Origin of the sequence: Alloalcanivorax xenomutans, assembly GCF_032810065.1 — a bacterium.
Classification (GTDB): Bacteria; Pseudomonadota; Gammaproteobacteria; order Pseudomonadales; family Alcanivoracaceae; genus Alloalcanivorax; species Alloalcanivorax xenomutans.
Genome location: NZ_CP136538.1, coordinates 1,546,493 through 1,571,638, shown reverse-complemented (window position 1 = coordinate 1,571,638; position 25,146 = coordinate 1,546,493). Strand labels below are relative to the sequence as shown.

The 25,146-nt window shown below is 61.9% G+C and carries 25 protein-coding genes and 1 tRNA gene; 4 read left to right on the top strand and 22 right to left on the bottom strand.

What is annotated here, in order from left to right:
* Window positions 1-135 precede the first annotated feature (135 nt).
* From RYH70_RS07405 to ccmA, 7 genes are all read right to left on the bottom strand, one after another.
* Window positions 136-1,623 carry a RimK family protein gene (locus RYH70_RS07405; protein WP_022993979.1) on the bottom strand — a complete coding sequence of 496 codons (1,488 nt, stop codon included), beginning with the start codon at window positions 1,621-1,623 and terminating at the stop codon, window positions 136-138.
* A gap of 105 nt (window positions 1,624-1,728) precedes the next feature.
* The gene (locus tag RYH70_RS07400) at window positions 1,729-2,904 is read right to left on the bottom strand and encodes a PQQ-dependent sugar dehydrogenase (protein WP_233918072.1); all 1,176 of its coding nucleotides are present in this window, start codon (window positions 2,902-2,904) and stop codon (window positions 1,729-1,731) included.
* Entirely contained in the window at window positions 2,849-3,307 is a 459-nt protein-coding gene (gene ccmE, locus RYH70_RS07395; protein WP_063140130.1) for a cytochrome c maturation protein CcmE, read from the bottom strand. The genes RYH70_RS07400 and ccmE overlap by 56 nt, the downstream gene beginning before the upstream one ends.
* Complete coding sequence (ccmD, locus tag RYH70_RS07390; protein ID WP_022993976.1) at window positions 3,291-3,488, bottom strand: heme exporter protein CcmD; 198 nt, start codon at window positions 3,486-3,488, stop codon at window positions 3,291-3,293. Before ccmD ends, ccmE begins: the two co-directional genes overlap by 17 nt.
* Window positions 3,488-4,237 (bottom strand): heme ABC transporter permease CcmC, encoded by a 750-nt coding sequence (gene ccmC, locus RYH70_RS07385; RefSeq protein ID WP_026948948.1) that lies wholly within the window; start codon window positions 4,235-4,237, stop codon window positions 3,488-3,490. Before ccmC ends, ccmD begins: the two co-directional genes overlap by 1 nt.
* 59 nt (window positions 4,238-4,296) lie before the next feature.
* On the bottom strand, window positions 4,297-4,968 hold the full coding sequence (ccmB, locus tag RYH70_RS07380; RefSeq protein WP_022993974.1) for a heme exporter protein CcmB: 672 nt from the start codon (window positions 4,966-4,968) through the stop codon (window positions 4,297-4,299).
* Complete coding sequence (gene ccmA / locus RYH70_RS07375) at window positions 4,965-5,570, bottom strand: cytochrome c biogenesis heme-transporting ATPase CcmA (RefSeq protein WP_026948949.1); 606 nt, start codon at window positions 5,568-5,570, stop codon at window positions 4,965-4,967. Before ccmA ends, ccmB begins: the two co-directional genes overlap by 4 nt.
* A gap of 107 nt (window positions 5,571-5,677) precedes the next feature.
* Between ccmA and RYH70_RS07370 the strand changes: the two genes are divergently transcribed.
* Window positions 5,678-6,145 carry a CYTH domain-containing protein gene (locus RYH70_RS07370; protein ID WP_233918073.1) on the top strand — a complete coding sequence of 156 codons (468 nt, stop codon included), beginning with the start codon at window positions 5,678-5,680 and terminating at the stop codon, window positions 6,143-6,145.
* 349 nt (window positions 6,146-6,494) lie between these two features.
* Window positions 6,495-6,809, top strand: coding sequence for a quaternary ammonium compound efflux SMR transporter SugE (gene sugE, locus RYH70_RS07365; protein ID WP_014993925.1), 315 nt, complete (start codon window positions 6,495-6,497; stop codon window positions 6,807-6,809).
* Here sugE and RYH70_RS07360 read toward each other — a convergent pair.
* Window positions 6,793-7,719 carry a LysR family transcriptional regulator gene (locus RYH70_RS07360; protein WP_284455696.1) on the bottom strand — a complete coding sequence of 309 codons (927 nt, stop codon included), beginning with the start codon at window positions 7,717-7,719 and terminating at the stop codon, window positions 6,793-6,795. The genes sugE and RYH70_RS07360 overlap by 17 nt on opposite strands.
* A gap of 102 nt (window positions 7,720-7,821) precedes the next feature.
* On the opposite strand from RYH70_RS07360, the gene metE reads away from it, so the two are divergent.
* The gene (gene metE, locus RYH70_RS07355; protein WP_026948951.1) at window positions 7,822-10,110 is read left to right on the top strand and encodes a 5-methyltetrahydropteroyltriglutamate--homocysteine S-methyltransferase; all 2,289 of its coding nucleotides are present in this window, start codon (window positions 7,822-7,824) and stop codon (window positions 10,108-10,110) included.
* Between the two features lie 386 nt (window positions 10,111-10,496).
* Here the strand turns inward: metE and RYH70_RS07350 are convergent, their stop codons facing one another.
* The 5 genes from RYH70_RS07350 to RYH70_RS07330 all read right to left on the bottom strand — a co-directional run bounded on the left by RYH70_RS07350 (window position 10,497) and on the right by RYH70_RS07330 (window position 15,599).
* A complete protein-coding gene (locus tag RYH70_RS07350) occupies window positions 10,497-11,657 on the bottom strand; it encodes a CmpA/NrtA family ABC transporter substrate-binding protein (RefSeq protein ID WP_063140126.1) in 1,161 nt (386 codons plus the stop codon).
* Window positions 11,658-11,659: 2 nt separating this feature from the next.
* Window positions 11,660-12,265 (bottom strand): ANTAR domain-containing response regulator, encoded by a 606-nt coding sequence (locus RYH70_RS07345; protein ID WP_063140125.1) that lies wholly within the window; start codon window positions 12,263-12,265, stop codon window positions 11,660-11,662.
* Window positions 12,266-12,407: 142 nt separating this feature from the next.
* The gene (locus RYH70_RS07340) at window positions 12,408-13,244 is read right to left on the bottom strand and encodes an ABC transporter ATP-binding protein (RefSeq protein ID WP_063140124.1); all 837 of its coding nucleotides are present in this window, start codon (window positions 13,242-13,244) and stop codon (window positions 12,408-12,410) included.
* Between the two features lie 8 nt (window positions 13,245-13,252).
* Entirely contained in the window at window positions 13,253-14,254 is a 1,002-nt protein-coding gene (locus RYH70_RS07335) for an ABC transporter permease (RefSeq protein WP_317009991.1), read from the bottom strand.
* Between the two features lie 16 nt (window positions 14,255-14,270).
* Window positions 14,271-15,599, bottom strand: a complete 1,329-nt coding sequence (locus tag RYH70_RS07330; protein ID WP_231504713.1) for a CmpA/NrtA family ABC transporter substrate-binding protein — start codon at window positions 15,597-15,599, stop codon at window positions 14,271-14,273.
* Between the two features lie 34 nt (window positions 15,600-15,633).
* Between RYH70_RS07330 and RYH70_RS07325 the strand changes: the two genes are divergently transcribed.
* On the top strand, window positions 15,634-15,939 hold the full coding sequence (locus RYH70_RS07325; RefSeq protein WP_145912290.1) for a hypothetical protein: 306 nt from the start codon (window positions 15,634-15,636) through the stop codon (window positions 15,937-15,939).
* A 213-nt stretch (window positions 15,940-16,152) separates the two neighbouring features.
* Here the strand turns inward: RYH70_RS07325 and RYH70_RS07320 are convergent, their stop codons facing one another.
* The 9 genes from RYH70_RS07320 to adk all read right to left on the bottom strand — a co-directional run bounded on the left by RYH70_RS07320 (window position 16,153) and on the right by adk (window position 24,893).
* Complete coding sequence (locus RYH70_RS07320) at window positions 16,153-17,127, bottom strand: DUF5924 family protein (RefSeq protein WP_233918077.1); 975 nt, start codon at window positions 17,125-17,127, stop codon at window positions 16,153-16,155.
* A 75-nt stretch (window positions 17,128-17,202) separates the two neighbouring features.
* Window positions 17,203-18,501 carry a sodium ion-translocating decarboxylase subunit beta gene (locus tag RYH70_RS07315; RefSeq protein WP_116028062.1) on the bottom strand — a complete coding sequence of 433 codons (1,299 nt, stop codon included), beginning with the start codon at window positions 18,499-18,501 and terminating at the stop codon, window positions 17,203-17,205.
* 3 nt (window positions 18,502-18,504) lie between these two features.
* Complete coding sequence (gene oadA, locus RYH70_RS07310) at window positions 18,505-20,283, bottom strand: sodium-extruding oxaloacetate decarboxylase subunit alpha (protein ID WP_022995705.1); 1,779 nt, start codon at window positions 20,281-20,283, stop codon at window positions 18,505-18,507.
* A gap of 17 nt (window positions 20,284-20,300) precedes the next feature.
* Entirely contained in the window at window positions 20,301-20,546 is a 246-nt protein-coding gene (locus tag RYH70_RS07305; RefSeq protein WP_014993914.1) for an OadG family protein, read from the bottom strand.
* A 942-nt stretch (window positions 20,547-21,488) separates the two neighbouring features.
* A tRNA-Arg gene (locus RYH70_RS07300) sits at window positions 21,489-21,565 on the bottom strand.
* 95 nt (window positions 21,566-21,660) lie between these two features.
* Entirely contained in the window at window positions 21,661-22,140 is a 480-nt protein-coding gene (bfr, locus tag RYH70_RS07295) for a bacterioferritin (RefSeq protein WP_022997596.1), read from the bottom strand.
* Between the two features lie 141 nt (window positions 22,141-22,281).
* Window positions 22,282-22,518, bottom strand: coding sequence for a bacterioferritin-associated ferredoxin (locus tag RYH70_RS07290; protein ID WP_080530697.1), 237 nt, complete (start codon window positions 22,516-22,518; stop codon window positions 22,282-22,284).
* 275 nt (window positions 22,519-22,793) lie between these two features.
* Entirely contained in the window at window positions 22,794-23,498 is a 705-nt protein-coding gene (locus tag RYH70_RS07285; protein WP_022997597.1) for a hypothetical protein, read from the bottom strand.
* Between the two features lie 738 nt (window positions 23,499-24,236).
* Window positions 24,237-24,893 (bottom strand): adenylate kinase, encoded by a 657-nt coding sequence (adk, locus tag RYH70_RS07280; protein ID WP_022996752.1) that lies wholly within the window; start codon window positions 24,891-24,893, stop codon window positions 24,237-24,239.
* Window positions 24,894-25,146: the final 253 nt, after the last annotated feature.

The window sequence follows — 25,146 nt, the reverse complement described above, 5'->3', positions numbered from 1 at the left end:
CGCGGCTCTCCGCAGCCCGCTGTAGCAGCCTGCCTTGCGGTCGAATAGACTCCTGCGTCCGAAAATTCGCCTGCGGGGCAGGCCCCTACAGAGACTTCGAATCAACACCGGGCGAACCGCGACATTTTCAAGCCGTCAAAGCGGTAACCCCAGCCGCCGTGCTTCCATGCGGCGCAGGAATTCCAGCATCACCTGCCGGTACAGGTCCTCGCCCAGCCACAGGTCCTCGACGCCGGCATCGATGTTGGGATTGTCGTTCACCTCCATCACCACCACCTGATCGCCGGACTGCTTCAGGTCCACGCCGTACAGGCCGTTGCCCATCAGCCGGGCGGCCTTGAGCGCCACTCTCAGCACCTTCGGCGGCACTTCGCGGATCGGTACCGTGCGCGCGTTGCCGGAGGCGGTTTTGCCGCCGTCCTTGTGATGATAAATCTGCCAATGCCCCTTGCTCATGAAGTACTGGCAGGCAAACAGCGGCCGGTTGTTGAGCACGCCGATGCGCCAGTCGTAATCGGTGTACATAAAAGCCTGGGCCAGCACCACGGCGGATTGTTTCAGATAGCCATGCAGGGCGTTGCCCAGCGCCTCGCGGTCCTCCACCTTGCTAATGCCGCGGGAGAAACTGCCGTCCGGGATCTTCAGCACCATCGGCAGTCCCAGTTCCCCGATCAGGCTGTCCACCTGTTCGGCGGTGTCGCTGAACACAAAGGCGGTGGGCGGCACCGGCACGCCATTGGCCTGCATCAGTTCCGCCAGATAAATCTTGTTGGTACAGCGCAGAATCGAGCGCGGATCGTCGATCACCACCATGCCTTCCTGCTCCGCCTTGCGGGCGAACTGATAGGTATGGTGGTCAATGGCGGTGGTCTCGCGAATGAACAGGCCGTCGTATTCACCCAGGCGGGCGTAGGCGTCGCGGCCGACGATTTCCACCTTGATGCCCAGTTGCCGGCCGGCCCGTGCGAATCGCTTCAAAGCGGCGCGATTGCTCGGCGGCATGGCCTCCTCGTCGTTCACCAGCATGGCCAGGTCATAGCGTTCACCACGGCGCCGGCGCGGGCCGCGCCAGACACGGGCGTTGAACTGCTCCAGGGCACGGGCGAAGGCATCTTCCTGGGCACCCTTGACCTGTTTCAGACTCGGCGTCTTGATCGCCTCCAGGGTCCACCGGTCCCGGCGCCGGAACGACACCCGCAGAATCGGACACGGCAACTGGTCAAAGATCTGCCGCGCCAGTTCCGCCAGCCCTTCCTGCTCGGTTTGGCCGAAGTAGATATTGAACGTCACCTTGGTGGCATCGCCGCCCTGCTTCTTCATCGCCTTGTCCAGCGCCGACTCGAAATGCTCGAAGTGCAGGCCGTACAGCGCCTTGTAACTGAGGTCGTTGACCGTGCGTACCGAGGGCATGACGCGCTGACCGCGGGCCTCCGCCAGCAGCGAACAGTAGTAGCCGGGGGACAGGTATTTGTAGCTGCGGCACAGATTGATCACCTGCACTTTCTTGTCGGTGCAGACCGGCTCGGAAGCCTGCAGGTAATCACGGGCTGACAGCAGATTGCGGGCGGGATAGTACGCCGCCCAGTCCGCCGGGTCGTCCACCAGGATAATGACTTGGCTCATCGGGGTTCCATTGAGAAGGCTAAGGACGCCGGATGTCCGGCGCCCTTAGAATATCGCGGCTCGTGGACCGCTCCTACAGAAACCGCCATGCCCGGTCCGAGCCGGTCAGTGGCCCTGGTAGACCACGCGGTAGATGGCGCCGGCGTGATCGTCGGCGATCAGCAAACTGCCGTCGGCGGCCTGCATGACGTCCGCCGGACGTCCCCAGCGGGTGCCGTCCTCACGCAGCCAGCCGCTGATGAATGGCTGGTACCCGGCAACCTTGTCGATGCCTTCCACGCCGACCCGGGTGACCCGGTACCCGGCCGGCGTGCTGCGATTCCAGGAACCATGCTCGGCGATGAAGATGTCACCCCGGTAGTCCTCGGGAAATTGCTCCCCGGTATAGAACGTCATACCCAGCGGCGCGTGATGCGCCGGCATGGTTTGCATCGGCATGGCGAATTCACCGGGATCATGGTCCTTGCCAAACTCCGGATCCGGCACCGTGCCACCGTGGATAAACGGATAGCCGAAGTGTTCGCCGTCCTCGCGCACCCGGTTGAGTTCTTCCGGCGGGATCTCGTCGCCGAGCATGTCGCGGCCATTGTCGGTGAACCACAACTGCCCACTGCGCGGATGGAAATCAAACCCCACCGAATTGCGCACTCCGCGAGCCACCGTGGTCATTTCCCCCGAGTCCGGGTCATAGCGTTGGATGGTGGCGTAGGGTTCTTCCCGGTTGCAGATGTTGCACGGTGCCCCCACCGGCACGATCAGTTTCCCTTCGCGGTCAAACGCCAGATACTTCCAGCCGTGATGGGAATTGGAGGGAAATTGGTCCGTCACCAGCTCCAATGCCGGCGGATCGTCCAGATGATCGAGAATGTCCGGCAGCGCCAGAATCCGGTTCACCGCCGCCACGTAGAGGGTGCCGTCGCGATAGGCGATCCCGGAGGGCATGTTCAGCCCTTCCGCCAGCACCCAGGTGCGCTCGGCGCGGCCATCGCCATCGGCGTCGCGGATCGCGTAGACCTTGCCCTCGTCACGGGAGCCGGCGAACACGGTGCCATCCTCGGCCTGGGCCAGTTGCCGGGCGTTGGGAACATCGTCGGCGAACACCGTCAGGGTGAAGCCCTCGGGCAGGGTCAGGCTGTCCACCGGCAGGGACTCGGCCATGACGGGAGCGGCAAAACCGAGTAGCAGGCCGGCCAGCCAGTGCCGGCCGTGAATGGCGGGAAGATCGCTATGAGCCCGCGGCGTCCTTCCGCGCGCCGGGGTGTCCTGCTTTTTCCAAGGCATCTTGAACCTCCGGAGGCATGTAGGTCTCATCGTGTTTGGCGAGCACTTCTTCCGCCTCGAACCGTTCCCGGCTCACCAGCGTGCCGTTGGCGACGATACCCTGCCCTTCACGGAACAGGTCCGGCAGGATGCCCTGGTAATGGACGGTGAAGGTGCCCTTGCCGTCGGTGACGTCAAAAGTCACGTCCAGAGTGTCGGGGTCGCGTACCACCGATCCCTCCATAACCAGACCACCCACACGCATTTTAGTGCCCACCGGTGCTTCACCGCTGACCACCTGCTGCGGGGTGAAAAACAGATTGATGTTCTGGCGCAGGGCGTACACCGCCAAAGCAGTGGCCAGGGCCAGCCCCAGAAACACCGCCAACACCACGATCAGGCGCTGTTTACGAACCGGATTCATGCTTAACCTCCCGGGTTTCCCGTCGCCACTGGCGAGCCACGTCCTGGCGCACCCGCGCCAGCTTGCGCGCCGCCAGCACCATATTGATCACGATCAGCAGCGCACAGATACCGTAAGCGCTCCAGACATAGGGCCCGTGCCGGCCCATGGCCAGAAATTCCGCGAAGCTGTCGAAATACATCAGTGCCCCTCCACCAGTTTGCGTACCCAGCCGCTGCGGCGCTCCCGGCTCAGCACTTCGGCCCGGGCCCGCATCAGTACGTTGGCGGCGTACAGCAGCCACATGCCCAGCATGCTGATCAGCAGCGGGTACTTCATGGCCGGGTTGATGGAGGATTCGCTGAACAGGTTCAAGGTCGCCCCCTGATGCAGGGTGTTCAGCCACTCCACCGAATACTTCACGATCACCACGTTGATCACCCCGACCAGGGCCAGCAACGAGGCGGCACGGGCGGCCTGGCGGGGATCACGGATGGCGGACTGCAACACCATCACGCCGAGATACATGAACAGCAGGATCAGCATCGAGGTCAGGCGCGCGTCCCACTGCCAGTAGGTGCCCCAGGTGGGCTTGCCCCAGATCGCGCCGCTGATCAGGGACACCGCCGCCAGCACGGCACCGAACGGCGCCAGCGCCTTGAGCATGACCTCGGCCATTTTCATCCGCCAGACCAGGCACACCAGCCCGGCCACGCCCATGGCGATGTAGCCCATCAGGGCGCCGCTGGAAGCCGGGACATGCAGATAGATGATGCGATAGCTGTCACCCTGGTAACGCTCCACCGGCGCGTAGGCCAGCCCCCATACCAGGCCGATGGCGAGAATGATCAGCGCCAGCGGCCACAGCCACGGCAGCACGGCATCGGCGAACCGGTAAAAGTAGCGGGGCGAGCCCAGTTGGTGATACCAGCGTTTCAGAGTGTTCCACATAACTTCGACTCTATTTTTTTGTCGTCGGCCCCGGCGGTTGTCGTCATCGACCCCGGCGGTCAGTCTCCGGCGCTGATACGCAGGCCCATGGCCACCGCCAGTGGCCCCAGACTCAGCGCCAACGCCAGCAACGCGCCCAATACCGCCAGCAACCCCTGGGTGGGAGAGCCGTCCACGGCGGCGCGCACCACACCGGCGCCGAACACCAGCACCGGAACATAAAGCGGCAGAATCAGCAGCGCCAGCAAAATGCCGCCGCGATTCAGGCCCACGGTCAACGCCGCGCCAATGGCGCCGATCACCGTCAGCGTCGGCGTTCCCAGCAGCACGCTGTAAGTCAGCGTGGCCAGGGCCGGCACCGGCAGCTGCATCATGTAGCCCAACAACGGCGCCATCAACGCCAGCGGCAAGCCGGTCAGCAGCCAGTGCGCCAGCAGCTTGGCCGAAACCGGCAGCACCGACACCACCGGCGCGGTCAGCATCTGATCCAGGGCACCGCTTTCCTGGTCACGGCGGAACAGCCCGTCCAGCGACAGCATCACCGCCAGCAGTGCCGCCACCCAGACCACACCCGGCGCCACCAGCGCCAGTAATTCCGGCTTCGGCGACAACCCCAGCGGGAACAGGCTGACCACCACCATGAAAAAGAACAGCGGCTGCACCATATCCGCCGGGGACCGCCAGATCAGAGTCAGTTCCCGGCGCAGGGTCGCCCACCAGGGTCCGCTCATGCCGGCGCCTCCGTGCCCAAATGCAGCCGCCGCACATCATCGCCGACCCGGTGGTGGGAGGTATACAGCACTAAAGTGCCGTTGCCGGCGGCATCACGTATGCGCTGGTCCAGGCGTGCCACCCCGCTCTGATCGATGGCGGTGTAGGGTTCGTCCAGCACCCACACTTTTTTTGGCGCCAACCACAGCCGCGCCAGCGCCACCCGGCGCTTTTGGCCGGCGGAGAGATGCGCCGCCGGCACGTCTTCGAAGCCGTACAGGTCCACCGCGTCCAGGGCCGCGTCCACGTCTCCCGGCTGGTTGTTCAGCGCGGCACTGAAGCGCAGATTCTCACGGGCGGTCAGTTCTTCACGCACGCCGGGCTGATGCCCCAGATAGAGCAGATCCGGCGCCAGCGGCGAATGCCAGCGCACCTGGCCTTCATAAAAGCCGTGCAGCCCTACCAGAATCCGCAACAGAGTGGTCTTGCCCGCCCCGTTGGCGCCGGTAATCTGCCAGATCTCGCCGGCGCGGGCCTGGAACGCCAGATCACGGAACAGCACGCGCTCATCCCGTTCGCACTGGAGCTGCCGGACGGTCAGACGAAGGGAGTCACTGCTCATGGGGCTCCTGATCAGGAAATAACAGGCGTTGGGCTCGGTTCGGCGGCGCAGTATAGCATGTATTTCCGCTATGATTGGTGGGACAAAACAGCATACGGGGAGAGCCCATGGGCATCGAAATCGAACGCAAATTCCTGGTCCGCGACAGCGCCTTTCTCGATGGCCTCGACGGCGAGCGTCTGACCCAGGGCTATCTCAGCCACGACAAACGGGCCACGGTGCGGGTGCGGCTCAAGGGCGGCAGCGCCTGGCTCACCATCAAGGGGGAAACCCACGGCGCCAGCCGCAGCGAATTCGAATACCCGATCCCGCCACGGGACGCCCGCGCCATGCTCGACGAACTGTGCGGCGAAGGCGTCATCGACAAAACCCGCTACCTGATTCCCCACCAGGGCCACACCTGGGAAGTGGATGTCTTCCACGGCGAAAACCAGGGCCTGATCGTCGCCGAACTGGAACTGGACCACGAAGACCAGACCTTCCCCCTGCCCCCGTGGCTCGGCGACGAGGTCACCGGCGACCCGCGCTACTACAACAGCGCGCTGAGCAAAACCCCCTACAAGCAGAGCAGTTAATAGTTAGAAATGAACAGTGAATAGTGCGCGAGAGGGGGCAAGCGAAACTGAAAGGCAAAGCGCCGCGCGCAACGGCTGAGCAGGTCCCTTGCCGCGGAAAACAAAATTTGAAACGTCATTTGCGAGTACGCAACCACCATTTGCGATACCGCAATCTTTCTGTTTTTTTAACTGTTCACTCTTAACTGTTCACTCTTAACTGTTCACTCTTAACTGTTCACTCTTAACTGTTCATTGTTCCCTGCCTTTTCTTTGCTCTATTATGGTGCATACCCCAAGGACGACCTCGGGGCGCGGCGTTGAGCGCCGCCTGTTCCGGGGACGACCCCGCCACGAAAAGGACCTCGTCATGGCGTGGTATCTGCTGTTCCTCGCGGGTCTGCTGGAAACCGGCTGGGCCATCGGGCTCAAATACACCGAAGGTTTCACCCGCCCGCTCCCGACCTTGCTCACCGTCACCGCCATGGCCATCAGCTTCTGGCTGTTGTCCACGGCGATGAAAACCCTGCCAGTAGGCACCGCCTACGCGGTGTGGACCGGCATCGGCGCCACCGGCGCGGTGATTCTCGGTATCGTGCTGTTCCAGGAACCGGCGACACCGGCCCGGTTGCTGTGCGTGGCCGCCATCGTCGGCGGCATCATCGGACTCAAGCTGATAGGTTGACCCGCCGGATGCCGGACAGGTTTTTGAAGCACAGTGCCTCGGCGGTCTCCATGAAGTCCTGAATAAAGGGCACCGTCTGATCCCCCTGGCGTACCGCGGCATACAGGGTGCGCCAGACCCCTTCCTCGCCCAGCCTCACGCTTTTCACCAAACCCAGATCGAGATACTCGGTCAGCGCCCAGTTCGGCAGCGCCGCCACGCCACGACCAGCGGCCACCAACTGCACCATCATCGGCGTCAACTCGGCGGTGCGCACGGAGCCCGGCGCCACCCCGGCCGGGTCAAGGAAAGCGGTGAACACGTCCAGCCGTTCACGCTCCACCGGATAGGTGATCAAGGTCCGCTCCGCCAACGCCCCGGGCTCAATAAAGCGCCGCGCCGCCCATTCACTGTCACGCGCCACCGCCAACACCAGCTCATAGCGGAACAGCGGCAGGTAGCACACCGCCGGGTCGTCCACCGGGTCCGAGGTCACCACCATGTCCAGATCGCCCCGGGTCAGCGCGGTCAGCGGCTCGAAGCCGAAGGCGGCGGACAGATCCAGCTCCACTTCCGGCCAGTCCTCGCGGAACCGGTCCAGCGCCGGCATCAACCACTGGAAGCAGGAGTGGCATTCGATGGCGATGTGCAGACGGCCGCTGTCACCGGCGGAGAGCCGCTTCAATTCGGTCTCGGTTTTCTTCACCAGCGGCAGGATCTGCCGGGCCAGCGCCAGCAGGCGGCTGCCGGCGGTGGTGAACCGCACCGGCCGTGTGCGCCGCACGATCAGTTCCAACCCGAGCCGGTGCTCCAGATCCTTCAACTGATGGGACAGGGCGGACTGAGTGACATGGAGCCGCTCCGCGGCTTCCACCAGGGAGCCGGCATCGTCGATGGCCTGCAGGGTGCGCAGATGGCGCAGCTCCAACATGAGATACCCTCATATTAAAGATTAGATATTTGATTTTGTCTCAACAGACAGTCCCACCACAATAGCGCCATTGAAATCCGACCGCATTCGAAAGGACCGATCATGACCACCTTGCACAACCTGGGCTTCCCGCGCATCGGCGCCCGCCGGGAATTGAAACAGGCACAGGAGGCCTACTGGGCCGGCACCTTACAGCAAAGCGAACTGGAACACGTTGGCCGCAGTCTGCGCGAACGGCACTGGGCCCTGCAGGCACAGGCCGGCATCGATCTGCTGCCGGTGGGCGACTTCGCCTGGTACGACCAGATTCTGGAATTTTCCTGCCTGCTCGGCGTGGTGCCGGCGCGCTTCGGCCAGGACGCCGATGCCGACGTGGATCTGGACACCCTGTTTCGCATGGCCCGTGGCCGCGCGCCCACCGGCACCCCGGCGGCCGCCTGCGAAATGACCAAGTGGTTCGACACCAACTACCATTACATCGTGCCGGAACTGGCCGCCGATCAGAACTTCCGCATCGCCCGCGAAAGTCTGTTCGAGCAGGTCGAGGAAGCCAAGGCCCTCGGCCACGATCCGAAACCGGTGATCCCCGGCCCGCTGACCTACCTCTACCTGAGCAAGGGCGAGGACTTCGACGGCGCCGACGACAGCGCCAAGCTGGCTCTGCTGGAGACTCTGATTCCAGTTTACCGCCGGATTCTGCAGCGGTTGGCGGATCAGGGCGTGCAATGGGTGCAGATCGACGAGCCGATCCTGGTGCTGGATCTCCCCGACGCCTGGCAGCGCGCCTACCTGCGGGTGTATGACCAACTGGCCGCCGCCAGCACCGCCCGGCTGCTGCTGGCCACGTATTTCGGCGCGCTGAAGAACAACCTGTTCACCGCCCTGGAACTGCCGGTGGCCGGCCTGCACCTGGACCGGGTACGCGGCGATGACGATCTGGAACAAGTGATCAGCCGGCTCGGTGACAAGGTGCTCTCCCTCGGCTACATCAACGGCCGTAATATCTGGCGCACCGACCTGGATGCCGCTCTGGCCACCCTGAAGCCGCTCAAGGAGGCACTTGGCGACCGTTTGTGGCTGGCGCCCTCCTGCTCCCTGCTGCACAGCCCGGTGGACCTGGACCAGGAAGACAAGCTCGATACCGAACTGAAAAGCTGGCTCAGCTTCGCCAAACAAAAGCTGGACGAACTGGCCCTGCTGGGCGGCGCGCTGGACGGCGATGCCGCCGCCGAGGCGGGCCTGCAAGCGCAACGCGAAGCACTGCGGGCACGCTCTGAATCCACCCGCATCCATAACCCGGCGGTGGCCGAGCGGATCGGCGCCAGCGGCGACCTTTCCCGTGATCGTCTGAGCCCGTTCGCTGAACGTATCGCCAAACAGCAGGACGCGCTGAAACTGCCGGCGTTCCCCACCACCACCATCGGCTCTTTCCCGCAGACCCGGGAAATCCGCGAAGCGCGCCGGGACTGGAAAGCCGGCAAACTCGATGACGCCGCCTACACCGAACAGATGAAGCAGGAAATCGCCCGCTGCATCCGTTATCAGGAAGAAGTGGAACTGGATGTGCTGGTGCACGGCGAAGCCGAACGCAATGACATGGTGGAGTATTTCGGTGAGCTGCTGGAGGGCTTCGCCTTCACCCGCTTCGGCTGGGTGCAGAGCTACGGTTCCCGTTGCGTGAAACCGCCGATCATTTTCGGCGACGTGCGGCGCCCCAATCCGATGACGGTGGAATGGGCCCGCTACGCCCAATCCCTGACCGATAAACCGGTGAAAGGCATGCTCACCGGCCCGGTGACGATTCTGCAATGGTCCTTCGTGCGCGACGATCAGCCGCGCTCGGAAACCTGCAAGCAGATCGCCCTGGCCCTGCGTGACGAAGTGCGGGATCTGGAAAACGCCGGCATCAAGGTGATCCAGATCGACGAGCCGGCCCTGCGCGAAGGCCTGCCGCTGCGTCAGGGGGAATGGCAAGCCTACCTGGACTGGGCGGTGGACTGCTTCCGCCTGGCCACCGTGGGAGTCGATGATGACACCCAGATCCACACTCACATGTGCTATTCCGAGTTCAACGACATCATCGAGGCGATCGCCGCCCTGGACGCGGACGTCATCACCATCGAGACCTCCCGTTCCAATATGGAGCTGCTGGATGCGTTCCGCGACTTCCAGTACCCCAACGACATCGGTCCGGGGGTGTATGACATCCACTCCCCCAACGAACCGGATGTGGCCTGGATGGTGGGCTTGATGGAAAAAGCCGCCGAGCGTTTGCCCAAGGAACGGCTGTGGGTCAACCCGGATTGCGGCCTGAAAACCCGCAAGTGGGAAGAAACCCAAGGCGCCCTGGCCAACATGGTGGCCGCCGCCAAGCAATTGCGCACGGCGTAAAAAAGGTCCATGGCGGCTTAGCGGGAGCCGTCATCCTCCATCAGGGACAGCGGAGCCGCGTTACGCCTTTGCGGGAACACCGTGAAGCAGAGTCCCGCAAAGGCGTAACGCGGCTCCGCTTCGAGGTAACCGGCAAGCACAGGCGTTCTTTCAACCACTGTGAAACCTCTGAAAAACGTCATGCAGAGGTGAGAGTGCGATTTCTCCTGTCCTGAAAGGTTCGTCGTTGTCGGAGCCCCAAACGCGGCGGTTCACTCCAAGCGGGTCTGTACGAAGGCCTTCCGGGACCCTGTTTGACAGGGACGTCAAACCGGGAGCCTACATGGACGTATTCACGGCGTTCCCGGAAGGCCTTCGTACAGACCCGTGCCCCCCCGATGAAGCCCTCACTCCACCTGCAACAACCGGTCCGGCCCCAGTTCCACCGGCGCTGGATCGCCGGGTAGCCGCCACTGGCCGGCGTGCCTTTCCGCCGGCTTGTGATCCACCTTCGGCAGATTGGTCAGATCCCCCACCGCGTCCCGATACAGATCCGTGCGGTAGCATTGCGCGGCGAAAGTGCTTGTCTCTTCGATGCGGCCCTGCCGCCATCGCTGCATCTCGCCGAGCAGAAATTCCGCGTCCGAGCGCCAGGGAAAATTGGCCTGGTAGGCGGAGAAGACATGGAAGTGATGACGCGGAAACGGCTGACCAGTGAGCCCGCCGGGCAAGCGCTGGGAAAACGGCGCGCCGATCACTTCCGCCGGCACGCCCAGCCAGGCCGGATGCGCCAGCCACTCAAGGCACTCTTGCAGACGCTCATCGGCATGGGCCGCCGCCCGATACAGGGCGCGCAGCAGAGCGCGGTGGGCATCCGGATGGGCCGCCGCCCACTCACGGGTCACCGCCAGCACTTTTTCCGGCGCGTTCTCCCAGATCTGGTAGCCGGACAGAATGCAATGTCCGGCACCGGTGAGCGCCGCCAGACTGTTCCAGGGTTCACCCACGCAGAAGCCGTCGATATGACCCAATCGCAGGTGATCCACCATTTGCGAGGGCGGCAGCACCACCAGTTTGACGTCGTGGTCCGGGTCGAGTCCGGCCACCGCCAGCCAGTGACGCAATTGATAGGCGTGACAGGAAAACGGGAACACCACCGCCAGTACCAGCGGCGCGTCACCGGCGCTGGCCCGGGCCGCCACCAGCTTGTTCAGCGCCACCGCCATGTCCTGGGGCGAGGGCCCCGGCGCCAGCGCGCACAAACCGTGGTACAGCATCGGCGACACGGTCACGCCATTACCGTTGACGCCCATGGAAAAGGCGGTGGCCAGCGGTTTCTTGATGCAACCCAGGCCGAGCGATGTGCCCAATAACATGGGCGCCAGCATCGGCGCCGCGTTCACCTGCCCCACCAGCAAGCGATCACGCAGGCTGGCCCAGCTCCATTCCGGCTGCAGTTCCACCTCCAGTCCTTCATCGGCGAAATAACCGGCTTGCTGGGCCACCACCAGCGGCAGGCTGTCGGTGAGCGGCATATAGCCAATGCGGACATGCTGAGTTTGCTTCATCGTCACCCCTGGGCTTTCAACAGATCGGCGTAATCCAACACCGAACGGGCCACCTGGATCAGAGGTTGCCCGGTGTTCATGGCCTGCCGCCGCAGCATGGTGTAGGCGTCCTGCTCATTGAGGCGGCGCCGTTGCATCAACAAGCCCTTGGCGCGCTCGATCAGCTTGCGCTCCTCCAGCGCCTCCCGGGTCTTCTCCAACTCCTCTCGAAGCGCTTGGTACTCACGGAAGCGGGCGGTGGCCACCCGCATCACGCCGCGCACCCGGGACAGGTCGGTTTCACCGGCCACATAGGCGCTGACGCCAGCGCGCAAGGCGGCGACAATCAGATCCTCGTCGTCCTGGCCACAGAACATGACGATGGGACGGGGCATGTCGCGCTGCACCAGCGCCATACTCTCCAGCGTATCGCGGTCCGGCGCGTTCATATCGACGATCACCATGTCCGGATTGCACGCCATCACTTTCTGTGACAAACCGGCGGCGCTGGTGAGGCGGCACAGAATGACGTGCCCTTCATCTTCCAGGGCCCGCTCAAGCATCGCTGCCCGCGGCGGCTGATCGTCCACCAGCATGATCTTCAATGGCATGGGCTTGTCGGCATCCATGTTGGTTGGCTTCCCCCCGGTTGTAGCAACCGCTGTGCCAAGCGGTCATGGCCCGGTTTTCATGCCGCGCACGGACGGGGGCGCGGGAAACGCACCGATCAGGTGCAAACCCGCGCCCTGATCCGCACCGTCATGACGCCGATTACGCCTGCCGCCGCTGCGGCGGCGCCGGGTCCGGACGGCTGGGCAAGGCGGTGACCTTGTTTTGCTTTTCATACAGAAACCGCAGCACCTTTTGCCGGCAGCGGTGGTAAACGGGATCGTCCGCCAACGCCAACCGGTCCCTGGGGCGTGGCAGCGCCACTGGCAGCACTTCGCCGATGGTGGCGGACGGGCCGTTGCTCATCATCACGATGCGATCGGACAACAGCACCGCCTCGTCCACATCGTGGGTGATCATGATCACGGTGGTGCCCAGTTGCGCGTGAATCGCCATCAGTGAATCCTGCAGGTGGGCGCGGGTAAGCGCGTCCAGCGCGCCGAAAGGCTCATCCATGAGCAGCACGCGCGGTTGCATGGCCAGCGCCCGGGCAATGCCCACCCGCTGCTTCATGCCGCCGGAGATCTCTTGAGGGGTCTTGTCCATGGCATGCGCCATGTGCACCAGCTCCAGGTTATAGGCCACCCAGTCTCGCATTTCCTTTTTGCTTTTCTGTTTTCGGAACACCTGGCGCACCGCCAGTTCCACGTTCTCAAAGGCGGTGAGCCAGGGCAGCAGCGAGTGATTCTGGAACACTACCGCCCGTTCCGGGCCAGGCTCGGTGACTTCCCGCCGCTCCAGAATCACGCCGCCATCGGTGGCGCGCAGCAAGCCGGCGACAATGTTCAACACGGTGGATTTGCCGCAACCAGAGTGACCGATCAGCGACACGAATTCACCGGCGGCGATTTTCAGGTTCACCCCCTTCAAGGCTTCGAAACGCCCGGTGGGTGTATCAAAGGTCATGCCTACGTTGGATAGTTCCAATAACGCTGTCATAAATCCCCCTAGCGCTGCGCGGCGCTCTTGTCCCATACCAGAAACCGTTGCAGCGCCAGCATCAACCGGTCCAACAGAAAACCGATCAACCCGATCACCAGCACCGCCACCATGATGCGGCCCAGTGACTGGGAGCTGCCGTTCTGGAATTCATCCCAGACGAACTTTCCGAGGCCCGGATTCTGCGCCAGCATTTCCGCGGCGATCAGCACCATCCAGGCGATTCCCAGACTCAATCGCAGGCCGGTGAACATCATCGGCAGCGCCGAGGGCAACACAATGCGGCGCACATGCTCGAAAGCATTAAGACGCAACACCCGCGACACATTGGTCAGATCGCTGCTCACCGAGGTCACGCCAACCGCGGTGTTCAGCAAGGTGGGCCATAAACAACACAGCGTGACGGTGAACATGGAAGTGAGAAACGACTTGGCCAGCCAGGGATCACTGCTGGTGTACACGGCACTGACCACCATGGTCACCAGCGGCAGCCAGGCCAGCGGCGATACCGGTTTGAAAATCTGGATCAGCGGATTCACCGACGCGTGCACGCCGGCGCTCAGGCCGACCACGATGCCCAGCGGTATGGCCAGCGCCGAGGCCAGCAGAAAGCCGCTCATCACGGTAATCAGACTGGTTCCGACCTGATCGAAGAAGGTGGGCGCACCGGTATAGTCCCGGCGCACCGGTTGCCAGTCCGGTTGCTGCGCCAGGCGCGTCTCGATGTATTTTTCCTGACGCTCATGGAAGGCCGCTTCCCGCTGCCGCCCTTGACGATGCTCCTGGTAGAGCGCCTGGGCTTGCTCCCATACGGTGGCGGGGCCGGGAAACTGCCCCAGCGATGTTTGAATGTTCTGCGCCGCCCAATGCCATAACAGCAGGAACAGCGCTATACCCAGAAGCGGCCATACCAGTTGCCGCAACACGGCCTGTTGTTGTGCCGGCCCGGCCTTGCCGCGCATCAGATCAAGATAAGGCGCCAGCCAGCCCGGTAGCGTCATCGTCGCCATGGTTCCTCCTCGCCGCTCAAAGGCGGTCGCCGTCCTTCAAACCGATGGGAAATTGTTTCAGATAGGCGTTCGGGTACCGGCCGTCATAGGTGATGCCGTCGATGAACTCGCTTTGCGGCGGCTTGAAGCCGTCTTCGCTGTCGAAGTCGGGAAAATCGGAAGTGCTCATCTTGCCTTCATCGATCAGAGCCTTGGCGGCAGCGGCATAGACATCGGGCCGATACACTTCCTTCGCCGTTTGCAGATACCAACTGTCCGGTTTGCTTTCGCTGATTTGCCCCCAGCGGCGCATTTGCGTCAGATACCAGATGGCATCGGAGTAGTACGGATAGGTGGCGTTGTGGCGGAAGAACACATTGAAGTCCGGCACCGGTCTGATATCGCCCTTTTCATACTCGAAGGTGCCGGTCATGGAATTGGCGATCACTTCCTCGTCGGCGCCCACATAGTTGGGGCGGGCCAGGATTTTCACCGCCTCGGCGCGATTGGCGTTGTCATTCTCGTCCAGCCACTTGGCGGCGCGAATCAACGCCTTGACCACGCGGATATGGGTGTTGGGGTATTTATCCGCCCACGTCTTGCTGACCCCGAACACCTTTTCCGGATTGTTTTTCCAGATTTCGTAGTCGGTGATCACCGGTACGCCGATGCCCTTGAACACCGCCTGCTGATTCCAGGGTTCGCCGACGCAATAGCCGTGAATGGTGCCTGCCTCCAGAGTCGCCGGCATTTGCGGCGGCGGCGTTACCGACAGCAGCACATCGGCCTGTAACTGGCCACTGGTATCGCCTTTGTGCGGCGCATAGAAGCCGGGATTCAAGCCGCCCGCGGCGAGCCAGTAACGCAACTCGTAGTTGTGGGTGGAAACCGGAAACACCATGCCCATGCGAAACGTCTTGCCGTCCTTGCGATAGGCTTCCACCACCGGTTTCAGAGCGTCCGCCTTGATCGGATGCAGCGGCTTGCCGTCCTGCTCGGGAATGGACGTTTTCATCGCTTCCCAGACCTCGTTGGAGACGGTGATGCCGTTACCGTTCAGATCCATGCTGAACGCGGTGATGATATGAGCCTGGGTACCATAGCCAATAGTGGCGCCCAGCGGCTGTCCGGCCAGCATGTGGGCGCCGTCCAGTTGCCCGTCGATGACCCGGTCCAGCAGCACTTTCCAGTTGGCCTGAGCCTCCAGCGTCACGAACAGCCCTTCTTCCTCGAAGTAACCCTTTTCGTAGGCCACGGCCAGCGGTGCCATGTCGGTCAGTTTGATGAAGCCGAACTTCAATTCCGCCTTCTCCGGCCAGCCCACGGTCTCGGCCAGGGCCGGCATCGCCACCAGCCCCATCAGCATCGCCAGCCGGCGGCACCACCGTTGAATTCCCATCATGCGTCATACCCCTTCTGTGTTTCGGAACCGCAAACAATTGCCGGGAGCAATGTTCAACGTCGCTTCAGTGACGGCCCGCAGGGTGGCCGCCATGGACGGCGGCCATAAAAAATTGTCGGGAACAATTTTTAACGTCGCTCCAGTGACGGCCCGCAGGGTGGCCACCACGGACGGTGGCCATAAAAAATTGTCGGGAACAATTTTTAACGTCGCTCCAGTGACGGCCCGCAGGGTGGCCACCACGGACGGTGGCCATAAAAAAAGCGCCCAAGAACGATTGGCGGATATCGCCGAACGTTCTTGAGCGCCTTTGCTCGTGGTCGCGCCACCGCCGTTGGCGGCGCGACCACTGGTTTGTCATTCCGGGCAAGACAGGAGCAAACCCTGTGCCAAAAGGAAAACTTCTTTAAGCTCAGCCGGTTAGCAGGGGCAGGTGAGAAAATCGGAGAACACGGGCGTAACCAAAACAGGGAGGGCGCACCAATTCGGCGCCGATTCGACGTACCGATTCAGGGCATCAGGGCGTCACATCGAAACGCAGAACCCCGATCACTTGCCCCCGGCCGGTTCGCACCTCCACTCGCCAGCGGCCTTCGGCGTGTTCCGGGAAATGCCGTTTATGGGACCAGGTACGATAGCCTTCCTGGCGGCCACCCGTGAGCTCGAGACCGATCCGGTCCACCAGTTGGCCATCGTGGTACCAGTAATGGCTGACCGGCTGGCCCAGCCCCAGCGGGGCGCGGATCGCGGTATAGGCGTACAGCCCGCCACTCAGCTCGGACGCGTTGAAGCGGGTCCCGGTCACCAGCGGCTCGCGGCGCTCCCGATTGAGCGTCAGCGCCATGGCCCGGTGCTCCAATGACAGGGTCAGCGGCGGCACCAGCCGGGCGCCCCACAGCGGCACACTGGCAATGGCCAGGGAAAACAGCACCAGTGCCACCCAGCGATACAGCGGTCTGGGCCCGCCCACACGCCAGAAGCTGGGCAGCGCGACCAGAGCGGTGAGAATGGCGGCGCCATCCAGAGCCAGATTGGTGGGCACCTTGACGATCAGGGGCAACAACACCAGCAACGCCACGAACAGCGCCCAGGCGTGGTAGCCGAAATACAGGGCCCGGTGCGCCGCCAGACGGAAATACAGCGGATCGACGATGCTGACCAGGGCGCTGGCCATCACCAGGCCCGTGAACAGCACATAGGCGGCGCCGCCGGACCATTGCAGCAGAATGAACGGCAGCGTGAAGAAGAAGGCTTCCTGGTGCACTCCCTGGAGCATCAGTTTCAACGCCCCCTGGGACAGCTTCTGCATGGCCTGGCCGCGTAAAAATCGCGACCACAGGCCCTCGGTGAGCAGCGCCAGCCAGGTGGTCACCAGAATCACCGTCAGCACGGTGGCCAGCCAGGGTTTGCGTTCCACCAGGAAATAGCTGCTCAGACCGAGCAGAAAGCTGCCCACCGCCCACAGGTAGCGCAGGCGGTGAAAGCGGAGCATCAGGGCATCAAGCCATGTGGAGTTCATCATCAGCCGGAGTGGTTATAGGGGTGCCCCAGGATACCGATACCGACGTCAGCCCACCATGTTCAGCAGCACACCGGCGGCCACCGCCGAACCGATGACGCCGGCCACATTGGGCCCCATGGCGTGCATCAGCAGATGGTTATGCGGATTGGATTCCAGCCCCACCCGGTTGGCCACCCGCGCCGCCATGGGGACCGCGGAGACCCCGGCGGCGCCAATGATCGGGTTCACCGGCACTTTGCCAACGGCGTTCATCAACCGGGCCATCAGCACACCGGAGGCGGTACCAATCACGAAAGCCGCCAACCCCAGCAGCAAAATGCCCAGGGTCTCCAACACCAGAAAGCTTTCGGCGCTGAGCTTGGCGCCCACCGCCAGCCCCAGCAGGATGGTCACCGTGTTGATCAGGGCGTTGCTGGTGGTGTCCACCAGCCGGCTGACCACCCCGGCCTCGCGCATCAGGTTGCCGAAGCAGAACATGCCCAACAGCGGCGCCGCGTCCGGCAACAACAAGGCCACCAGGATCAACAGCAACACCGGGAACAGAATTTTTTCCAGACGCCCCACCGGACGCAGTTGCTCCATGCGAATTTCCCGCTCCTTGCGAGTGGTGAGCAGGCGGATTACCGGCGGCTGGATCAACGGCACCAAGGCCATATAGGAATAGGCGGCCACGGCGATGGCGCCAAGCAGATCCGGCGCCAGGCGGGCGGTGACGTAGATACTGGTGGGGCCGTCGGCGCCACCGATGATGCCGATACTGGCGGCATCGGCGAGAGAGAAGTCCATGCCCACCGCGTTCAGCGCCAAGGCACCGAGCAGCGCGGCGAATATGCCGAACTGGGCGGCGGCGCCGAGCAACAGGGTGCGCGGATTGGCCAGCAAAGGGCCGAAGTCGGTCATGGCGCCAACGCCCATGAAAATCAGTAGCGGGAACACGCCGGTGGTGAGGCCGACGGTATAAATCAAATACAGCAGACCGTCGCTGAAATTGGCATCGGTGGCCAGGTTGTGCAGTTGCGCCTGCAAAGCCGGCGCCGCCTGGTGATAAGCCCGCATCAAGGCTTCCACACCCGCCGCCGGGTCAACGCCAAGCGCGGAAGCCATCTGCGCCAGCAAGGCGCTGTCACCGAAGTGCAGCGCCTGGCTCACCGCCGACTCCGCCAACCCGGCCACTGGAATATTGGCGAGAATACCGCCGAAGCCGATCGGCACCAGCAGCAGCGGTTCGAAATTCTTGCGGATGGCCAGGTACAACAACACCAGACCCACCCCGATCATCACCGCCTGTCCCCAGGTCAGGTGATACAGGCCGGTGCTGTGCCAGAGACTGAGCAAGGCTTCCATGGATCAGTCTCCTATGACCAGCAGGACGTCGCCCACCGCCACCGCGTCGCCGCTTTTGACGCGGACCTCCTGAACCGTGCCGGCACGATGGGCGGACACATCGGTCTCCATTTTCATCGCTTCCAGCACCAGGACTTTCTGTCCTTGTTCGATTTTTTGTCCGGGTTTGACCAGCACCTCGAAGATGTTACCGGCCAGCGGAGCACTCAGTGGTTCTCCGGCGCCGCCGCCCTGGGAGGCCGATGCGGCGGCCGGCGCCTGAACACCATTCTCGGACAATGGTCGGATGCCCTCGACATCACCGCCATCCGCCACCGACACCACATAGCTCTGCCCTTCCACGGTAACGGTATAGACCCCCTCGCCTTTGCCATCGCCGTCTTCTTCCGGCGCCGGTTCAAAGGCCGCCGCATTGCCACGGTTGGCCAGAAATTTGAGCCCCACCTGAGGAAACAGCGCATAGGTAAGCACATCGTCCAGACGTTGCTCGCCCTGTGCCAGCGACACATTCTGCTGTTGCGCTTTGTGTTCCAGTTCCTGTTGCAACCGTGGTAGTTCGGACTCCAACAGATCCGCCGGACGGCAGGTCACCGGCTCGTCCCCTTCCAGTGCCCGTGCCTGCAATTCCGCGTTGAACGCCGCCGGCGCCAGGCCGTATTCGCCGCGCAGCACGCCCCGGGTTTCCTTGCTCAAGGCCTTGTAGCGCTCGCCGGCAAGCACGTTCAGCACCGCCTGGGTGCCGACAATCTGCGAAGTGGGGGTCACCAACGGAATGTAGCCCAGGTCCTTGCGCACTCGCGGGATTTCTTCCAGCACCTCATCGAAGCGGTCCTCCGCGTTCTGCTCACGCAGCTGGCTTTCCATATTGGTGAGCATGCCGCCGGGCACCTGTGCCACCAGAATGCGTGAGTCGACACCACGCAGGCTGCCTTCGAAGCGGGCGTACTTGAGCCGCACCTGGCGAAAATAAGCGGCGATGTCTTCCAGACGTTTCAGATCCAGTCCGGTGTCCCGTTCCGTTCCCTGCAGCATGGCCACCACCGTTTCGGTAGGGCTGTGTCCGTAGGTCATCGACATGGAGGAAATCGCCGTGTCCACGTTGTCGATGCCGGCTTCCGCCGCTTTCAGCGCGGTGGCGGTGGACAGTCCGGTGGTGGCATGACAATGCAGGTGTACCGGTATGGACAAGTCCGCCTTGAGACGCTTCACCAACTCATAGGCGACATTGGGGGTCAATAACCCGGCCATATCCTTGATCGCCACCGAATCAGCGCCCATGGCTTCGATCCGTTTGCCCTGCTCCACCCACACCTCCAGGGTGTGCACCGGGCTGACCGTGTAAGCGATGGTGCCCTGGGCGTGCCCGCCCTGCTTGATCACCGCCGCCACCGCGCGCTCGATATTGCGCATGTCGTTCATGGCATCAAAGATACGGAACACGTCCACGCCGTTTTTCACCGCGCGCTCGACAAAGGCGTCCACCACGTCATCGCCGTAGTGGCGGTAGCCGAGCAGATTCTGCCCGCGCAGCAGCATTTGCTGCGGCGTGTTCGGCATGGCCTTTTTCAGTTCCCGAATGCGTTCCCAGGGATCTTCCCCAAGGTAACGGATGCAGGCGTCGAAAGTGGCGCCGCCCCAGGATTCCAGAGACCAATAACCGATCTGGTCGAGCTTCTCTGCGATGGGCAGCATGTCATCCAGACGCAGGCGCGTGGCCAGCAAGGACTGATGGGCGTCGCGCAGGACGACATCGGTGATGCGCAGGGGTTGGGTCGCGGTCATGGGAGGTTCCGATCGGCTCAGGGGCGGGTAGCCCGATGTTGTCGAATGGCGGCCTGAATCGCGGCCAGAACTTGCGGAGACGGTTGTTCGGCGGAGCAAGCCGGGTTGTCCGTAGCGGCGGGCGGCGCCGTGGCAGCCGGCGCGAATCGGTTAATCAGCGCGGCCATGGTCACCATCACACCCACCAGAATCAGCAGGAAGGTCATCACCACTCCCATACCGAGCAGCATCAACTCCAGACCCTGGGACAGTAATGCGGTCATCAGGCGCTCCCCCTGTAGGATTCAGCGTCGGGCCTTGACGGCCTCGTCATATTTCAGCCGCCTTTTGGGCAGCGAAAGCCAACTCTTGTGCGGCGCAATGTAGCGGCATTGTCGACAACAGGCAAGATGGCGGATTGGACGATTTTTTCTGCTAAAGGTCGGAAACGCAGTGTTAACAGGGCTTCGAGGTGTTCAGGGGAAAAATTCTTAGCTGTGGATATTGGGAAGTTGTCGACATTCAGGCGAAGGGAGAGGATTCGCTGATCCGATGAGAAAGTGCCGGGCTGGTCGAACCGGGGGGTTCTGCTGAATAACTCCCACAGTACGATACAAACAAAAACGGCTCCCTAAGCGGTAGCAAGCTCGGCGGGACTGGAAAGCGACGGTGCGGGGAGGATAGGCTCGCCGCCTTTGGCGGCTCGGGGCTGCGCCCCGTCATCGCTTGCGATGACGCCCTGCGCCCGGCAAGCCGGGCTGGTCGAACCGGGGGGTTCTGCTGAATAACTCCCGCAGTACGATACAAACAAAAACGGCTCCCTAAGCGGTAGCAAGCTCGGCGGGAATGGAAAGCGATGGTGCGGGGAGGATAGGCTCGCCGCCTTTGGCGGCTCGGGGCTGCGCCCCGTCATCGCTTGCGATGACGCCCTGCGCCCGGCAAGCCGGGCTGGTCGAACCGGGGGGTTCTGCTGAATAACTCCCGCAGTACGATACAAACAAAAACGGCTCCCTAAGCGGTAGCAAGCTCGGCGGGAATGGAAAGCGATGGTGCGGGGAGGATAGGCTCGCCGCCTTTGGCGGCTCGGGGCTGCGCCCCGTCATCGCTTGCGATGACGCCCTGCGCCCGGCAAGCCGGGCTGGTCGAACCGGGGGGTTCTGCTGAATAACTCCCGCAGTACGATACAAACAAAAACGGCTCCCTAAAGGGAGCCGCTTTTGTTTGTATGGCGCGCTGGGGAGGATTCGAACCCCCGACCTTCTGGTTCGTAGCCAGATGCTCTATCCAACTGAGCTACCAGCGCTTTAACTGTCTTCAGAGCGTGTCGCCCTGAGAGGCTGCGCATTATTCCCAAAGCCCTTTTGAGAGTCAAGGGAAGAGCGGCTAAAAGTTGCGCGATCAGTCTTCCGCGGTTTCCATTTGTTTCTGCAGGTAGTTTTCCAGACCCACCTTCTCGATCAGACCCAGCTGCGTTTCCAGCCAGTCAATATGTTCTTCCTCGCTTTCCAGGATACGGCGGAACAAATCCCGGCTGACGTAATCCTGCACCGACTCACAATAGGCCATGGCTTCACGCAGATCCGGTACCGCCAGGTGCTCCAATTTGAGGTCGCAGGAAAGCATTTCCTTGGTGTTTTCACCAATCATCAACTTGCCCAGATCCTGCAGGTTCGGCACCCCTTCCAGGAACAAAATGCGCTCGATGAGCCAGTCCGCGTGCTTCATCTCATCGATGGACTCGTGGTACTCCTTCTCATACAGAGCATGAAGTCCCCAATCCTTGTACATTTTGGCGTGCAGAAAATACTGGTTAATCGCAATCAGCTCATTACCCAGCGCCCGGTTCAGGTGCTCGATAACCTTCTTGTCGCCTTTCATGGGTGGTCTCCGTGCCGGTATTTGGGGTGCCAATATTGTTCAGCAATAGCCCGGCACGGGCAAGGGATATCGGAAAAAATTCCAATAAATACAAGTAGTTATACAAATGAGAATCAGTCTTTGCCGACCTTGCTCATGGGATCAAGCCGGCTGCGGCCAATATTGCACCGCAACCGACTGATCGGAGGAAACAGAGACGGAGGTCGCCGCTACCGCGCTACGGGTATCACGCAGTACCTGACGGGCGTGGCGGGCACATTTGGCACACTGACTGCCAACCCCAAGTTCCCGACGAAGATCACGCAGGCTGTCGCAACCATTCATGGCCGCTTCCCGTATATGACCGTCAGTGATGCCGTTGCAGAGACAAACGTACATGCCACACCTACTCCTCAATCTCTGGAAAGCAGGTTAACCCTAATGCGAATTATTATCAACACGTTTCTTTGATCTAATTATTGCACAGGAATAGTGCGGAAAAGGAACGGGAAGCCCCTCTGGCTTCAAGGGCATGTTGACGCGATCCAGGTCGGTCTTTGCCGTCCGCTCGCTCCGGCCCCGGTGACTGCCGGCTCCGGAACGAAAGAGAGATCAGGCTCGGAAAGGAGCTCCGGTCCCCGCCATGGAGACGGGGCCGGAGTGATCGAAGGGACTTAGCTTGCGCTGCCAGTGGCGGCCTTCTTGCGGGCCGGAGCACGACGAGCGGCTTTCTTGCGCGCCGGAGTCTTACGGGTCGCGCTCTTGCGGGTCGCTGCCTTTTTGGTTTTGGCCCGGGTCGTGGTCTTCTTACGCGCAGTGGTTTTCTTGGCGGTGCTCTTGCGAGCCGCGCGCTTCGCTTTTTGCTCTGCTTTCTTCTGCTCGGCCTTCTCTTTCTTGGCCAGCTTGCGCTGATATTCACGCAGCTTGCTGGTCAGATTGCGCTGAGCAGTACGCAGCTTTTTATTCTCGCGAGTCACCACTTTTTTAGCCGCCTGGATTTCCGCGCGAATCAGTTTCGCTTCACCGCGCAGGTCCTGCAGCTTCAAACGTTGGGTGTTGAGTTTGCCACGAGCGGTTTCGACGGCACGCTTGGCGGCGGCGGTAGCTTTTCCTTTCGCCTTGTCGCGCTTGGCGGCCAGATCAGTGCGGAGCTTGGCCAGCTTGCCGTTCTCCGTATCCACTTTTTTCTTCTGGCGATCCAGTTTGGCCTGCGCCTGGGCAACTTTCTTCTCTGCCTGGCCGACCGCTTTTTCCTGCAGTTTGGCTTTCGCTTCCGCGTTGCTTACGGACTTCGGAACCGCCGGTGCTTTGCTGGCGGTAGCGGCCTTTTTACGGGTCGCTGTTTTCTTCCGCGCTGCGGCTTTCTTTGCTTGTGCCATGATCGATCTCCTAATCCTATGACGTCACTTACTTCGACAATCGGAAAATAGCATAAAAAAAAATCACTTGGTACATTATTTAATCAGATCGATGCGCGACCGCGTAAAAAGAAAACAAAAGAAGATTTCCATCGCTCTTCAGCGGCGGAAGAGACGCTCGCCCTTCTCACTCCGCCGTGACCGGCAATAACGAAAAGAATCTTCGTTAGCGGATCGAACAACACGCCATCCGTATTCCATTTCCCGCCGGATTGTTGAATGGCGACACACCTCCACTCTCGCCACTTTGCTTTACCGAACGCAACGAAGTGTTACCACCGGTGGCACTGAAGAGAGATTGAGCGGAAAAAATGGGGGCACTCGGAGAGGGAGGGGAATAAAAGAAACCAACATCCCCATCGGAATCACCGTGACACCGGCATGGAAGAAGCAGGAACAACAAATGCGACAACCGCGTTGATTAACCTGGCGAGCGCCGCTGATAAGCGCCCTTATAAACACAGTCTGGCCGTTCCGCCGATTGTCATGGAACAACAGATTCGCTGCCAAGGCAGCTTCCCACAGCGGCTTCGTGCGATAGAAGCCCGATATCCGCGGGGCATAAAAAGAGGGTCCGGAGCCATTTTTTAATGTTGCACTGCGGCCGCCCGAAGGGTGACCGTCATGAACGGCGGGTATAAAAAAAGGAGCCGTGCGGCTCCTTTTTCCACTCTCATGAGAGAGGTTCGCGGGCGTGTGTTATTTGCCCAGCGCTTTGAAGATGCTGTCCCGGATGCTTTCCACCGAGCCGACACCGGGCACGCGCACATAGGCCGGCGCCTTGCCAGCATCGCTCTTGGCCAGATCCTGATAGAAATCCACCAGCGGGCGGGTTTGCGCCTGATACACTTCCAGACGCTTGCGCACGGTGTCTTCCTTATCGTCGTCACGCTGCACCAGTTCCTCACCGGTAACATCGTCCTTGCCCTCTTCCTTGGGCGGATTGTGAGTGACGTGGTATACCCGGCCGGAGCCCGGGTGCACCCGGCGGCCGCTCAGGCGATCGATGATCTCCTGATCATCCACATCGATCTCCACCACATAGTCGATGTCGATCCCCGCATCCACCAGCGCCTGGGCCTGCGGAATAGTGCGTGGGAAGCCATCGAACAGGAACCCGTTGGCGCAATCATCCTCGGCGATGCGTTCCTTGACCAGGCCGACAATGATGTCGTCGGAAACCAGGCCACCGGCGTCCATGACTTTTTTTGCTTCGAGGCCGAGTGGCGTGCCGGCCTTGACGGCGGCGCGCAGCATATCCCCGGTGGAGATTTGGGGAATGGAAAAAGCGTCCTTTATGAACTGCGCCTGAGTGCCCTTGCCTGCACCGGGCGCGCCAAGCAGGATGACACGCATAGGAATCTCCCTTCTTACCGCGAATGGGCGCCGAAAAGCGGCGCCCTTAATAAGGTGTCGAAAAAGCCAGACCGTGGCTTCTTCAAGCCCCTCTTCGCGGTCTGTTTCGCCAAGAGGAACGTGGAAAATCAACCGCTTGCGGCGTTTGATTGCGCTGACGCCCCGATGGAGACGCCAGTCCAGACCGCACTTTAACGGCCTCTCAAAGGTCGGGAACTTTACCGTGCGGGTCAGCGGCGTACAAGGGCGACCT

What these genes read in the sequence shown, in the direction of transcription:
- RYH70_RS07400 (WP_233918072.1), bottom strand. Translation starts at nt 2,904, where the DNA reads ATGCCTTGGAAAAAGCAGGACACCCCGGCGCGCGGAAGGACGCCGCGG.
- ccmE (WP_063140130.1), bottom strand. Translation starts at nt 3,307, where the DNA reads ATGAATCCGGTTCGTAAACAGCGCCTGATCGTGGTGTTGGCGGTGTTT.
- RYH70_RS07285 (WP_022997597.1), bottom strand. Translation starts at nt 23,498, where the DNA reads ATGGCACAAGCAAAGAAAGCCGCAGCGCGGAAGAAAACAGCGACCCGT.
- ccmA (WP_026948949.1), bottom strand. Translation starts at nt 5,570, where the DNA reads ATGAGCAGTGACTCCCTTCGTCTGACCGTCCGGCAGCTCCAGTGCGAA.
- bfr (WP_022997596.1), bottom strand. Translation starts at nt 22,140, where the DNA reads ATGAAAGGCGACAAGAAGGTTATCGAGCACCTGAACCGGGCGCTGGGT.
- RYH70_RS07340 (WP_063140124.1), bottom strand. Translation starts at nt 13,244, where the DNA reads ATGACAGCGTTATTGGAACTATCCAACGTAGGCATGACCTTTGATACA.
- metE (WP_026948951.1), top strand. Translation starts at nt 7,822, where the DNA reads ATGACCACCTTGCACAACCTGGGCTTCCCGCGCATCGGCGCCCGCCGG.
- ccmB (WP_022993974.1), bottom strand. Translation starts at nt 4,968, where the DNA reads ATGAGCGGACCCTGGTGGGCGACCCTGCGCCGGGAACTGACTCTGATC.
- RYH70_RS07315 (WP_116028062.1), bottom strand. Translation starts at nt 18,501, where the DNA reads ATGGAAGCCTTGCTCAGTCTCTGGCACAGCACCGGCCTGTATCACCTG.
- RYH70_RS07350 (WP_063140126.1), bottom strand. Translation starts at nt 11,657, where the DNA reads ATGAAGCAAACTCAGCATGTCCGCATTGGCTATATGCCGCTCACCGAC.
- RYH70_RS07290 (WP_080530697.1), bottom strand. Translation starts at nt 22,518, where the DNA reads ATGTACGTTTGTCTCTGCAACGGCATCACTGACGGTCATATACGGGAA.
- RYH70_RS07370 (WP_233918073.1), top strand. Translation starts at nt 5,678, where the DNA reads ATGGGCATCGAAATCGAACGCAAATTCCTGGTCCGCGACAGCGCCTTT.
- sugE (WP_014993925.1), top strand. Translation starts at nt 6,495, where the DNA reads ATGGCGTGGTATCTGCTGTTCCTCGCGGGTCTGCTGGAAACCGGCTGG.
- RYH70_RS07320 (WP_233918077.1), bottom strand. Translation starts at nt 17,127, where the DNA reads ATGCTCCGCTTTCACCGCCTGCGCTACCTGTGGGCGGTGGGCAGCTTT.
- RYH70_RS07305 (WP_014993914.1), bottom strand. Translation starts at nt 20,546, where the DNA reads ATGACCGCATTACTGTCCCAGGGTCTGGAGTTGATGCTGCTCGGTATG.
- ccmD (WP_022993976.1), bottom strand. Translation starts at nt 3,488, where the DNA reads ATGTATTTCGACAGCTTCGCGGAATTTCTGGCCATGGGCCGGCACGGG.
- RYH70_RS07405 (WP_022993979.1), bottom strand. Translation starts at nt 1,623, where the DNA reads ATGAGCCAAGTCATTATCCTGGTGGACGACCCGGCGGACTGGGCGGCG.
- RYH70_RS07360 (WP_284455696.1), bottom strand. Translation starts at nt 7,719, where the DNA reads ATGTTGGAGCTGCGCCATCTGCGCACCCTGCAGGCCATCGACGATGCC.
- RYH70_RS07345 (WP_063140125.1), bottom strand. Translation starts at nt 12,265, where the DNA reads ATGGATGCCGACAAGCCCATGCCATTGAAGATCATGCTGGTGGACGAT.
- oadA (WP_022995705.1), bottom strand. Translation starts at nt 20,283, where the DNA reads ATGACCGCGACCCAACCCCTGCGCATCACCGATGTCGTCCTGCGCGAC.
- adk (WP_022996752.1), bottom strand. Translation starts at nt 24,893, where the DNA reads ATGCGTGTCATCCTGCTTGGCGCGCCCGGTGCAGGCAAGGGCACTCAG.
- RYH70_RS07325 (WP_145912290.1), top strand. Translation starts at nt 15,634, where the DNA reads ATGCGTCATACCCCTTCTGTGTTTCGGAACCGCAAACAATTGCCGGGA.
- RYH70_RS07330 (WP_231504713.1), bottom strand. Translation starts at nt 15,599, where the DNA reads ATGCTGATGGGGCTGGTGGCGATGCCGGCCCTGGCCGAGACCGTGGGC.
- RYH70_RS07335 (WP_317009991.1), bottom strand. Translation starts at nt 14,254, where the DNA reads ATGGCGACGATGACGCTACCGGGCTGGCTGGCGCCTTATCTTGATCTG.
- ccmC (WP_026948948.1), bottom strand. Translation starts at nt 4,237, where the DNA reads ATGTGGAACACTCTGAAACGCTGGTATCACCAACTGGGCTCGCCCCGC.